10 protein-coding genes are annotated in these 12,310 nt (G+C 71.5%); 2 read left to right on the forward strand and 8 right to left on the reverse strand.

Annotated elements, in window-relative coordinates; translation table 11 throughout:
- Positions 1-75: 75 nt before the first annotated feature.
- From ACZ7FF_RS30100 to ACZ7FF_RS30110, 3 genes are all read right to left on the reverse strand, one after another.
- Positions 76-903 carry a chaplin gene (locus ACZ7FF_RS30100; protein ID WP_470815967.1) on the reverse strand — a complete coding sequence of 276 codons (828 nt, stop codon included), beginning with the start codon at positions 901-903 and terminating at the stop codon, positions 76-78.
- Between the two features lie 121 nt (positions 904-1,024).
- Positions 1,025-1,276 carry a chaplin gene (locus ACZ7FF_RS30105; protein WP_470815969.1) on the reverse strand — a complete coding sequence of 84 codons (252 nt, stop codon included), beginning with the start codon at positions 1,274-1,276 and terminating at the stop codon, positions 1,025-1,027.
- Between the two features lie 294 nt (positions 1,277-1,570).
- Complete coding sequence (locus ACZ7FF_RS30110) at positions 1,571-1,984, reverse strand: rodlin (RefSeq protein ID WP_470815971.1); 414 nt, start codon at positions 1,982-1,984, stop codon at positions 1,571-1,573.
- A 263-nt stretch (positions 1,985-2,247) separates the two neighbouring features.
- Between ACZ7FF_RS30110 and ACZ7FF_RS30115 the strand changes: the two genes are divergently transcribed.
- Together ACZ7FF_RS30115 and ACZ7FF_RS30120 are read left to right on the forward strand one after the other, a co-directional pair.
- Positions 2,248-2,658 (forward strand): rodlin, encoded by a 411-nt coding sequence (locus ACZ7FF_RS30115; protein WP_470815973.1) that lies wholly within the window; start codon positions 2,248-2,250, stop codon positions 2,656-2,658.
- 218 nt (positions 2,659-2,876) lie between these two features.
- Positions 2,877-3,284, forward strand: a complete 408-nt coding sequence (locus ACZ7FF_RS30120) for a rodlin (RefSeq protein WP_470815975.1) — start codon at positions 2,877-2,879, stop codon at positions 3,282-3,284.
- Positions 3,285-3,339: 55 nt separating this feature from the next.
- Here ACZ7FF_RS30120 and ACZ7FF_RS30125 read toward each other — a convergent pair whose 3' ends face one another.
- The 5 genes from ACZ7FF_RS30125 to mmsA all read right to left on the reverse strand — a co-directional run bounded on the left by ACZ7FF_RS30125 (position 3,340) and on the right by mmsA (position 12,295).
- Positions 3,340-5,259, reverse strand: a complete 1,920-nt coding sequence (locus ACZ7FF_RS30125; protein WP_470815977.1) for an AMP-dependent synthetase/ligase — start codon at positions 5,257-5,259, stop codon at positions 3,340-3,342.
- Positions 5,260-5,365: 106 nt separating this feature from the next.
- Positions 5,366-6,220 carry an ABC transporter permease gene (locus ACZ7FF_RS30130; protein WP_470815978.1) on the reverse strand — a complete coding sequence of 285 codons (855 nt, stop codon included), beginning with the start codon at positions 6,218-6,220 and terminating at the stop codon, positions 5,366-5,368.
- Positions 6,217-8,868: a CocE/NonD family hydrolase gene (locus ACZ7FF_RS30135; protein ID WP_470815981.1), complete on the reverse strand. Its 2,652-nt coding sequence runs from the start codon at positions 8,866-8,868 to the stop codon at positions 6,217-6,219. Before ACZ7FF_RS30135 ends, ACZ7FF_RS30130 begins: the two co-directional genes overlap by 4 nt.
- A gap of 136 nt (positions 8,869-9,004) precedes the next feature.
- The gene (locus tag ACZ7FF_RS30140; RefSeq protein WP_470815983.1) at positions 9,005-10,402 is read right to left on the reverse strand and encodes an APC family permease; all 1,398 of its coding nucleotides are present in this window, start codon (positions 10,400-10,402) and stop codon (positions 9,005-9,007) included.
- Between the two features lie 390 nt (positions 10,403-10,792).
- Positions 10,793-12,295, reverse strand: a complete 1,503-nt coding sequence (mmsA, locus tag ACZ7FF_RS30145) for a CoA-acylating methylmalonate-semialdehyde dehydrogenase (protein WP_470815984.1) — start codon at positions 12,293-12,295, stop codon at positions 10,793-10,795.
- Positions 12,296-12,310 lie beyond the last annotated feature (15 nt).

Genomic DNA, 12,310 nt, shown 5'->3' on the forward strand with positions numbered 1-12,310 from the left:
CCGAAGTCGGCCTGCCGTCCGATGAGTTCGTGTCGGCTGCGGGGTGCCGGCCGCTCGGGTCCGGCACCCGGCGCGCTACCGACGGGCGGCCGTCCGGCCGCGGCGGTACAGGATCGCACCGGCCGCGATCAGTGCGGCACTGGCGGCCGAGGTCCCGATCATCTCCTCGGCGTTGCTGCCGGTGTGCGAAAGGCTCGGCCGCGACCAGTGGTGGTGGTGGTGTTCCCCGCCCCACGAGGGCGGGGAGTCGTCGCCACCGGACGGGGGCGGGGTGTCCTCGCCGCCGTAGGGAGGCGTGCTGTGGTCGTCGCCGTAACCCGGCGGCGTGCTGTGGTCGTCGCTGGGCGGGGGCGTGGTCTCCTCGTTGCCGTAGCCGGACGGAGTGGTCGGGCCGCCGGTGGGCGGGGGCGTGCTCTCCTCGTTGCCGTAGCCGGACGGAGTGGTCGGGCCGCCGGTGGGCGGGGGCGTGCTCTCCTCGTTGCCGTAGCCGGACGGAGTGGTCGGGCCGCCGGTGGGCGGGGGCGTGCTCTCCTCGTTGCCGTAGCCGGACGGAGTGGTCTCGTCGTCGCCGGGCGGAGTGCTGTGGTCGTTGTCCGGAGGTGTGGTCTCGTCATCGCCGGGCGGGGTGCCGGGGTTGGCCGGCGTGCTCCGTGAAGCACCGGGGTTCGCACAGGAGTTGCCGAACGCCGGGTTCAACGCCGCGACCACGTCCACGGAGTCGCCGCAGACGTTGACCGGGACGTCCACCGGGACCTGGACGGTGTTGCCGGACAACACGCCGGGTGAACCCTGGGAGGTGCCCTGCGCATTGGTGTCCGCGAGCGCGGAGCTGCCGTACAAGGACAGCACGCCGGTCGCCGCGGCGGCGGCCACGACCATGCCCTTGCTGAGGGTCTGTCGCAATCTCGTAGTCTTCCTGCTCGTAGAAATGGAAAAGCCGGCCCCGGAACGAAGAATCGACAGATCGACGGTCCGAGGCCGGCCAGAACTCAGCCGGTGGGGCTGGTGCGATGCGGGACGAACGTCAGTGGTTCGCGCAGCCGTCGCCGAGCGCGGGGTTCAGCAGGCCGATGACGTCGACCGTGTCGCCGCAGGCGTTGACCGGAACGTGGACCGGCACCTCGATCACGTTGCCGGAGAGGACGCCCGGGGAGTTGCTGGCGGTGCCCTGAGCCCCGGAGTCGGCGAAGGCGGGGACAGCTCCGCCCAGGACCAGGATGGCGCCGGCGAGGAAAGCAGCGCTCTTCTTCATGAGGTTTCCCTTCTCTGCGGTCATGCCCCTATTGACGGCCGAAACCGAGCGAGCACAGCTTGAACGGCTCGCATCATGACCGGCAGTTGTAAAACGAGGGATAGACAGCGGAAGAAACCGTGGAACGCATACACCCACCGAATTCACTCGAACGCCTTCACAGAATTGACACAACGGCCGATCTGATGGAGAAACAGCGGCGGAGAATCGGGCGGGACCGCGGATGGGGAAAGCACGGTGAAAAAAGCGACGAAGGCCGCCCGGACGGCGGCGCAGTACGCCTGCACACCGCCCGGGCGGCCTCGGAACGGGACCTGCTCAGCTGTTGGCGGCGCCGTTGCCGGCCAGGACCGAGACGTCGTCCACGAGGTGCGAGAGCGCCTCGTCGTCCTTGGCCTGGGTCGAGTTCTCGGCGCACTGCTGGTTCTGCGGCGAGGACAGGACGTTGACGTCCTGGACACCGACGTTGGCCAGGATGGCGACCAGCGACTGGGCGTTCGCCTTCGCCGGCAGGCCGACGCAGAGCTTGTTGAGCGAGCTCTGCACCAGGGTGGCCTGCGGGCTCAGGTTGCCCCGGGTCACCTGGTTGCCGAACGTCTCGTGAGCGGCGTCGCCGCTGAGCGACGTGGTGCCCGTGTCGTTGCCGATGGCAAGCGCCTGGGGGGCTGCCGCCGCCGACACACCGACGAAGGACGCGGCGACCGCCGCCGCGGCCATTGCCTTCTTCAACATTTCGCTTTCCTTTCCTGGCTCTTCGCCAAGACGCATGTTCCTGCCACGCATCAACCGGACCGGCGCCGATTGGTTGCGGGGCGTCACCCGATCGGATCGTTCGGCGGCGCGAGATCGGTGGAATTCAGGTATGCGGCGCCCGGAGAGCCGGGTCACGCCCCCCGTGTGGGCCATCGGAGTGAACCGGTGCAACCCATTGGTGGGATGGCCAGTTGAACCAGATCGCTCCGGTGGACGGGGTTTCTTCAGAAGGGAATGCGCAAGTGATCAAGAAGGTTCTGGCCTCCGCCGCGGTCGCCGCCTCCGTCGTCGGTGTCTCCGCCGCGGCCGCGTCGCCGGCCCTGGCCATCGGCAACGACACGGGTACGACGTCCTTCGCCGGCAACAACGCCACCCAGTCGTTCGGCAACTCGGCCACGTTCGGGAACATGAGCCCGCAGATGGCCCTCATCCAGGGCTCGTTCAACAAGCCCTGCATCGGCCTGCCGGCGAAGCTCAACGCCCAGTCGCTGGTCGGTCTGCTCAATGTCGGCGTGCAGGACATCCCGGTCCTGTCCTCGCCGCAGAACCAGCAGTGCACCGAGAACTCGACCCAGGCCAAGGGCGACGAGCCGCTCTCGCACCTCGTCGACGACGTGTCCGTCCTGGCGGGCAACGGCGCGACCGGGAGCTGAGCCCCCGGGTCCGCACGAGCCCACGACGGGTCGCCGAGCCGATCGGCGGCCCGTCCGCCGTTCCCCGCCCACCGTCGCTCCGCGCCGGGTGGGGGCGCCTGTGCACTCATCCGACTGCACTACTCCAAACGGGGCAAACGCCGCAACCCCGGCGGGGTTTCGGCCGTTGACGATCACGCAGCTCCTCCCCGGAGTCCGCCTTTCGAAAGGGAATGAACATGAAGAAGCTGTGGGCAACCGCGGCTGTTGCCGCCTCCGTTGCCGGTCTCGCCGGTGTGGCGGCTCCCCAGGCCCTCGCCATCGGTAACGACCACGGCACCACGTCGCTCAGCGGCAACGACGCCACGTCGTCCTTCGGCAACTCGGCCACGCTCGGCGACATGAGCCCGCAGCTCTCGCTGGTCCAGGGCTCGCTGAACAAGCCCTGCGTCGGCCTGCCTGCCAAGGTCAACGCCCAGTCGATCCTCGCCCTGGTCAACGTCGGCGTCCAGGACATCCCGGTCCTGTCCTCGCCGCAGAACCAGCAGTGCACCGAGAACTCGACGCAGGCCAAGGGCGACGAGCCGCTCTCGCACGTGCTGGACGACATCTCGGCCCTGTCGGGCAACGGCGCCACCGGCAGCTGAGCAGTCACTCCGCGGCGGCGGGTCACCGGTTCTCCGGTGGCCCGCCGCTTTGCGTCTACTTCCCGTACAGGGCGTCGATCTCCTTCGCGTACGCGACCGTCACCGCGTGCCGCCTGACCTTCAGCGACGGGGTCAGCAACCCGTTGTCCTCGGTGAACTCACCCTCCACCAGGGCGAAGGCCCGGATCGACTCCGCCCGGGAGACGGCTTCGTTGGCGTGGTCGACCGCCTTCTGCACCTCGGCGCGCAGCCGTTCGTCGTGGACCAGGCCGGCGAAGGGGGTGCCGGCCGGCATCCCGCGCACCGCCAGCCAGTGCGCGAGGGCCTCCGGGTCGAGGGTGATCAGCGCGGCGACGAAGGGCCGGTTGTCGCCGACGACCACGCACTGGCCGACGGGCGACCGGCTGCGCAGCCGGTCCTCCAGGACGGCGGGCGAGACGTTCTTGCCGCCGGAGGTGACGAGGATGTCCTTCTTGCGGCCGGTGATGGTGAGGTAGCCGTCCTCGTCCAGGGAGCCGAGGTCACCGGTGGCGAACCAGTCCTCGTGCAGCACCGCGTCGGTGGCCCGCTCGTTGTTCCAGTACGACCCGAAGACCACCCCGCCCCTGACCAGCACCTCGCTGTCGTCGGCGATGCGCACGGACACGCCCGGGACGGGCAGGCCGACCGTGCCGGGGCGGGGCCCGAGCGGGGGCACGATGGTGGCGGCCGCCGTGGTCTCGGTGAGGCCGTAGCCCTCGTAGACGACGATCCCGGCCGCGTGGAAGAACAGGTTGAGGTCGCGGTCCAGCGGGGAGCCGCCGCTGACGGCGTACCGCATGCGGCCGCCCAGTTCCTTGCGGATACGGCGGTAGACCAGCAGGTCGTACAGGGCCCAGGCGGCGTACAGGCCGGGGCCGGGGCCCTTGCCGGTGCCGAGGAACTTCCGCAGGTAGGCCTCGCCGAAGCGGACGGCCACGCGCTCGGCGCGGTCGAAGGAGGCGGCGCGGCCGATCTTCTCGGCGGTGGCGCGCCCGGTGTCGTGGATCTTCTCGAAGAGGTACGGCACCCCGACGAGGAAGGTGGGCCGGAACTCCCTGAGCGCGGGCCTCAGTTCGTCGGGCCTGACGCTCGGGAAGTGGCCGATCTCGATGCGGGCCATCAGACAGGCGAGCTGGAGGGTGCGGCCGAGGATGTGGGCGAGCGGCAGGAACAGCAGGGTGGAGGCGGCCTGGCCGGTGACGGCGCGGAAGACCGGGTGCAGCAGCTCCACGGTGTTGGCGGCCTCGGCGTGCAGGTTGGCGTGGGTGAGGACACAGCCCTTAGGCCGGCCGGTGGTGCCGGAGGTGTAGCAGAGGGTGGCGATGGTGTCGGGGGTCAACGCGTCGCGCCGCTCGGCGAGTTCGTCGTCGGAAATCTCCCGGCCGAGGACGGCGAGGTCGTCGAGGGCGTGCGCGTCCAGCTGCCACAGGCGCGGGGGCCTCGGGTGCCGGGCGGTCGCGGTGGTGACGGTGGCCGCGTTCCGGGCGGTCTCGGTGACGGCGAACCGGGCGCCGGAGTCCCGGACGATCCACTCCACCTGCTCGGCGGAGGAGGTGGGGTAGACCGGCACGGACTGGCCGCCGGCCGCCCAGATCGCGAAGTCCAGGACGGTCCACTCGTAGCGGGTGCGGGACATCACCGCGACCCGGCCGCCCGGTTCCAGTCCGGCGGCGATCAGCCCCTTGGCGACGGCGGCGACCTCGGCGGCGAAGGCGGCCGCCGTCACCGGGCGCCAGCCCGGCCGCTCGCGGCGGCGCAGCAGCACCGCGTCCGGGGCCTCGGCCGCGTGGGTGAACGGCAGGTCGGCCATCGAGCCGCTGGTGAGCGGGGGCGCCAGGGGCGCCGCATGCACCTCGCGCACGGTGCCGCCGGCGTCCCTGACGATCTCCACCGAGGCCCGGTCCGCCAGGTCGGTGCGCTGCCGTGCCCGTTTCAGATCCCTGCGTACGCCCATGACGGCTCCCGGTCGCGGCTCGCTGCTGCAAGGGCCTTGCCGAGGCGTCAACTTACTCGCAAGTAAGGAAAGGTCAACGGGGTGGGCGGGATCGGGTGCGGCCGGGTCAGGAGACGACGTCCTTGCGGGCGAACCCCCTGAAGGCCAGGGCGAACAGGACCAGGGCGTAGGTGACGGAGATCGCGGTGCCCTGGATCATGCCGGACCACTCGGGGTGCGGCTGGACGGTGTCGGCCCAGGCGAACTGCCAGTGCGCGGGCAGGAAGTCGCGCCAGTGGCCGAGGGCGGTCACCGCGTCCAGGACGTTGCCGACGATGGTCAGGCCGACCGCGCCGCCGACCGCGCCGAGTGGCGCGTCGGTCCTGGTCGACAGCCAGAACGCGAGCCCGGCGGTGACCAGTTGGGACACGAAGACGTACGCCACGGTGACCACGAGCCGCTGCACCGCGGTGCCGGTGTCCAGCGCGCCCCCGGTGGGGATCTGCAGCGGGCCCCAGCCGTAGGCCAAGGTGCCGACCGCGAGGGCCACGACCGGCAGCAGCACCATCGCGGCCAGGCTCAGCCCGAGGGCCACGACCAGCTTGGACCACAGCAGCCGGGCCCGGGGCACGGGCGCGGCGAGCAGATAGCGCAGGGAGGACCAGCTCGCCTCCGAGGCCACCGTGTCCCCGCAGAACAGGGCGACCGGCACGACCAGCAGGAAGCCGGCGGAGACGAACAGGTTCACCGCGGCGAAGTTGGCGCCGGACGCGGTCGCCGTGTCCATCAGGGTGATCCGGCCGTCGCGGCCGGACGGGTCGCCGCCGATGGCGAAGGCGATCGCCAGGACGAACGGCAGCACGGCGAGGATCGCGCCCATGACCAGGGTGCGGCGCCGCTTGAGCTGGCGGAGCAGCTCGACCCGCAGGGGCAGGGTGTGACTCGCCCGGTAGCCGGAGGCGACCTCGGTGAGCGTGCTCATGCGGAACCTCCGATCAGGGTGAGGAAGGCGTCTTCCAGACGGCGGTGCGGGCCGACCGAGGCGACCGGCACCTCCAGGCGGACCAGCTCCACGACCAGTTGTTCGGCGGTGCCGCCGGGGTCGAGGCGGACCAGCAGCCCGTCGTCGGTGCGTACGGCGGAGGCGACGCCGGGCAGCGCGGTCACCTTCTCCACGACCGGCTCCTCCACCGGCATGGCGGTGCCGACGAGGAGGGTGTCGCCGGAGCCGATGATCTCCCGGACGGGTCCTGCCTGGACGAGCCGGCCGCGGTCCATCACCACCAGATGGGTGCAGGACTGCTCGACCTCGGCGAGGAGGTGGCTGGAGACGATCACCGTGCGCCCGCCGGCCGCGTAGCGGATCATCACCTCGCGCATCTCGCGGATCTGCGGCGGGTCGAGGCCGTTGGTGGGCTCGTCCAGGATGAGCAGGTCGGGCATGCCCAGCATGGCCTGGGCGATGGCGAGGCGCTGGCGCATGCCCTGGGAGTACGTGCGCACCGCGCGGGCGAGCGCGTCGCCGAGCCCCGCGATCTGCAGGGCCTCGTCCAGGTGGGCGTCCTGCGGCGGGCGTCCGGTGGCCCGCCAGTACAGCTCCAGGTTCTCCCGGCCGGACAGGTGCGGCAGGAAGCCCGCGCCCTCGACGAACGCGCCCACCCGGGACAGCACCGGGGCGCCGGGCCGGACGGCGTGGCCGAAGACGCGGATCTCGCCGTCGTCCGGGGTGATCAGGCCCATCAGCATGCGCAGGGTGGTGGTCTTGCCCGCGCCGTTCGGCCCGAGCAGGCCGAGCACCTGGCCCCGCTCCACGCGGAAGGACAGCTCGCGCACCGCGTACCGGTCGCTGGACCCGGCGTACCGCTTGCTCAGGTCCGCGATGACGAGCGGGACGTCGGCGAGGGCGGGGTCGGGGGCCGGGCCCGCCGTACCGCGGCGGCCGGTGAGCAGGAGGGCGAGGGCGGCGACCGCGCCGGCCAGGGGCAGCCACCACACCCAGGTGGGCAGCGGTGCGGCGGCGGTGGTGACGGCGGGTGCCGTCGGCACGCTCAGGCCGCCGTCGAGGGAGACCGCGTAGGTGGCCGCGGCGGCCGGTGAGGCGTAGCCGAGGTCGGTGGAGGCGAGGACCAGGCGGAGGCGGTGGCCCTTCTGCACCTCGTGGTCGATCGCCGGGAGGGTGACCGTGACGCCCTTGCCCGCCCTCGCGCCGGTGACCCGGAAGGGGGCGACGAGCTGGGAGGGCAGCACCTCCCGGGTGCCGCCGGGGCCGACGTCGTAGACCTTGCCGAACAGGACGGCGTCGTCACTGGTGGAGGTGAGGTGGATCCGGGCGGTCGGTGAGCCGGTGATCTGCAGGTCGCGGGTGAGCGGCGCGGAGTCGAACCTCGCGTACTGGCCGGGGAAGTCCAGGGAGACGCCGACGCCGAGCGCGGAGAGCTGGGAGAGGCCGCCGGAGCCGCCGAGGCCGGGCAGCGCGGAGACGCCGGGCGGGCTGGCGCCGGCCGGGTTGGTGACGCGCTGCCGGCCGCCGGTCAGGGCGACCTCGCGCCGGTGGTCGTGCAGCCCGGGGTAGGCGCCGGCACTGGCACCGCGCAGCTGGGCGGTGCCGTCGGTGGAGTTGACGCCCCCGGTGCGGGTGATGCGGAAGGCGGGGCCGGTGCCGGTGCTCCTGTCGCCCTTCAGGTACCGGTCGAACCACGAGCGCACGCGTGCCTGTACCCGGGCGGTCTCCATGTCGCCGCCGTCGTGCCCGCCCGCGATCCAGTCGACGTCCACCGGGGCGCCGTTGGCGCGGATGGCCCGCTCGGCCGCGTCGGACTGGCCGAGCGGGAACAGCGAGTCGGTCTGGCCCTGCATCAGCAGGGTGGGCACCTTGATGCGGGTGCCGACGGCGGACGGCGAGCGCTCCTCGAGGAGCGCCCGGGCGGCGGCGTCCGGGGTGCCGGACTCGGCGACCCGGTCGTACATCCGGCACAGCTCGGGCTCGAAGCGGGCGCAGCCGCCGCCGGTGTTGAAGAAGACGCCGGCCCACAGCTTCTTGAACACGCCGTCCGGGAACAGGGCGTCCGCGAGGTTCCAGTAGGTGATGGCCGGGGCGATGGCGTCCACCCGGTGGTCGTAGCCCGCGGCGAGCAGGGAGATCGCGCCGCCGTAGGAGCCGCCGGCCACGCCCACGCGCGGGTCGCCGGGGTGGTCGAGCCGGACCTGGGGCTGGCGGGCCAGCCAGTCGATGAGCCGGGAGACGTCGGCGACCTCGTGCTTCGGATCGTTGAGGCCGATCTTGCCGGTGGACTTCCCGAAGCCGCGCGCGGACCAGGTCAGGACCGCGTACCCGTCCCGGGCGAGGTCCTCGGCCTGCCCGCGCATGTCGTCCTTGCTGCCGCCGAAGCCGTGCGCGAGCAGGACGGCGGGACGGCGGCCGGTGGCGCCGGAGGTGAAGTACGAGGTGTCCAGGCGGGCGCCGTCGGCCATGGTCATCACCCGGTCGGTGCGGTGCACCGCGGGCGCGTCACCGGAGGCGGCGGCCGTCCAGGTGCCGGCGCCGGCCAGCACCACGACGGCGGCCGCGGCGGCCATCAGCCGCCGCGGCCCCTTGAGCAGCCCTCGCAGTGCGGGCACGCGAAGATCCATGCCTCAACGGTACGGGCCCCCTCTGACATCCGACGGACCCCCCGGGCTGAACCCCGTGCCCTCCTTGGGGAGTACGGACCGGCCCCGGCCTACTTCGGCCGTGGTATCCGCGGGCCCCGGGACGGCCGGGTGCCCCTCAGGCCTCGGCGTCCTCGGGGATGGAGACCAGCCAGCGGGTCGCCTGGCGCGGGCGGAGGTAGAAGGCCCAGTAGAGGGTGGCGACGGCGGTGATGCCGCCGGTCCACAGCAGGTAAGAGACGTCCTGCTCCACGAGGATGTAGACGAGGACCGCGATCAGCAGGACCGGCATGGCCGGCCACAGCGGCATCCGCCAGGCCTTCCGGGCGCCGTGCGAGCCGCGCCGGGCGAGCAGGGCGGCGATGGCGACCAGCAGGTAGAGGCCGGTGACCGCCACGCCGGTGACGCCGTACAGCGTGTCCAGGTTGACGAAGCAGAGGAAGGCGCCGGGGACGCCGACGACGAGGGTGGCGACCCAGGGGGAACCGAACCGGCCGAGCCTGGAGAGGGCGTTGTTCACCGGGGCGGGCCAGGCCTTGTCGCGGGCGGAGGCGAACAGGACGCGGGAGTTCTGGATGACCATGACGATGCCCGCGTTGATGATCGCGAGGGCGACGCACAGGCTGACGAAGGTGCCGACGGCCGAGTTGCTCCAGGCGATGACCATGCTGCTGATGTCGCCGCCGGTCAGGGCCTTCAGGTTACCGGCGCCCAGGGTGATCGCCACGACCGGCACCAGGATGACCACGCTGGAGATGGCGAGCGTCGCGAGGACGGTGCGGGCGACGTTGCGGCGCGGGTTCTCCAGTTCCTCGGAGAGGTAGACGGCGGTGGAGAAGCCCTGCGTGGCGAAGAGGGCGATGGCGAGTCCGGACAGGACCATCATGGCCGTCACCGGGTTGACGTGCGCGTGCTCACCGGCGATCCGCAGGCTGCCGAGGCTGCCGAGGCCGCGGTGGGCGTGGGTGAAGCCGAGCATGGCGACGACACCGGCCGCGATGACCTCGAGCACCAGGAAGATGCCGGTGATCCAGGCGTTGGCGCGCAGGTCCAGCAGGCCCGCGAGGGTGGCCGCGAGCATCACGCCGGCACCCGTCCAGGCGGGGTCCAGGTGGACGACCGGGGCGAGGTAGTCGGCGGTGCCCATCGCGATGACCGGAGGGACGATCATCACGACGAGGAGCGACATCACGAAGGCCAGCCAGCCCGCGAGCCGGCCGGCGAGGCTGGAGACGATCGCGTACTCGCCGCCCGCGCTGGGGATGAGGGTGCCCAGCTCCGAGTAGCAGAAGGCGACCGGGATGCAGAGCAGCGCGCCGATGGCGAGACAGAGTGCCGTCGCCGTGCCCAGGCTGGAGAACAGGTCGGGCACGATCACGAAGAGCGTGGAGGCGGGTGTGACGCACGAGAGGGTGAGCAGGGTGCCGCCGACCACTCCGATGGATCGCTTGAGCTTCTGAGGGCTGTCAGCGACCTCTGGGAGGGTCGTCTCGACAGGGCGGAGCGTGTCGGTCATGCGGCGGAATCCGATCGACTCGTGCGACTGAGGTGGGGGGTCGGGAGCGCTATCGCCTCCGGCGGCTCGTCGTACGTTCATTTCGTCCGCTCCCGGCGTGCATAGAGAACCCCGACGAAAACCACCGCGTCAATGGCGGTTTACCTTCGAAATCCGCACCCTCGCCGATCTTTGCGCCGCATCGCATTCCCAGGTCGCGAGGCCATATTGACGCATCCATCAAGCCTCTGTGTGATGTGACCTTGCTTTCCAAGGTCATCTTCTCTTAACCCCTTCGCCATCCGTTTCATCCCGCCTGAACGGGAACCGCAGGCGACGCGTCAAAAAAATGTCAGGCCGTCCGCTATGCGGACGGCCTGACGGGGGTGCGGCGAGCGGTTCAGGTCACTCTCAGTGGTTGCGCGGGAACCCGAGGTCGACGCCCGCGGGGGCGTCGGCCGGGTCGGGCCAGCGCGTGGTGACGACCTTGCCGCGGGTGTAGAAGTGGGTGCCGTCGTTGCCGTAGATGTGGTGGTCGCCGAAGAGCGAGTCCTTCCAGCCGCCGAAGCTGTGGTAGCCGACGGGGACCGGGATCGGCACGTTCACGCCGACCATGCCGGCCTCGATCTCCAACTGGAAGCGGCGGGCCGCGCCGCCGTCCCGGGTGAAGATCGCGGTGCCGTTGCCGAACGGCGAGGAGTTGATGAGGGCGACGCCCTCCTCGTAGGTGTCCACGCGCAGCACGCACAGCACCGGGCCGAAGATCTCGTCCTGGTAGGCCTTCGCGGACGTGGGCACCTTGTCCAGCAGCGAGATGCCGATCCAGTGGCCGTCCTCGAAGCCCTCGACCGTGTATCCGGTGCCGTCCAGGACCACCTCGGCGCCCTCGGCGGCCGCGCCGGAGACGTAGGAGGCGACCTTGTCGCGGTGCACCTTGGTGATCAGCGGGCCCATCTCGGAGGCCGGGTCGTTGCCGGGGCCGATCTTGATCTTCTCGGCGCGCTCGCGGATCTTCTCCACCAGCGTGTCACCGACCGCGCCGACCGCGACGACGGCCGAGATCGCCATGCAGCGCTCGCCCGCCGAGCCGTAGGCCGCGCTCACGGCCGCGTCGGCCGCCGCGTCCAGGTCGGCGTCCGGCAGCACCAGCATGTGGTTCTTGGCGCCGCCCAGGGCCTGCACCCGCTTGCCGTTGGCGGAGGCGGTGGTGTGGATGTAGCGGGCGATCGGGGTCGAGCCGACGAAGGAGACCGCCTTGACGTCCGGGTGCTCCAGCAGCCGGTCGACGGCCACCTTGTCACCCTGCACCACGTTGAAGACGCCGTCGGGCAGACCGGCCTCCGCCAGCAGCTCCGCGATCTTCAGGGAGGCCGACGGGTCCTTCTCCGACGGCTTGAGGACGAAGGTGTTGCCGGTCGCGATGGCGATGGGGAACATCCACATCGGGACCATCGCCGGGAAGTTGAACGGCGTGATGCCCGCGACCACGCCCAGCGGCTGACGGATCGAGGAGACGTCGACCCGGCTGGCGACCTGCGTGGACAGCTCGCCCTTCAGCTGAACGTTGATCCCGCACGCCAGGTCCACGATCTCCAGGCCGCGCGCGACCTCGCCGAGCGCGTCGGAGTGCACCTTGCCGTGTTCGGCGGTGATCAGCTCGGCGATCTCGTCGCGGTGCGCGTCCAGCAGCGCCCGGAACCTGAACAGGATCGTGGTCCGCTGCGCCAGCGAGGACTGGCCCCAGTGCGCGAAGGCGTCCTTGGCCGCCGCGACGGCCGCGTCCACCTCCTCGACCGACGCGAACGCGACCTTGGTGGTGACCGCGCCGGTCGCCGGGTCGGTGACCGGCCCGTACGTACCCGACGCGCCTTCGACGGACTTCCCGCCGATCCAGTGGTTGACGATCTTCGTCATGCCCAGAGACTCCTT

The sequence above is a fragment of the Streptomyces sp. NPDC037126 genome, from assembly GCF_055605965.1.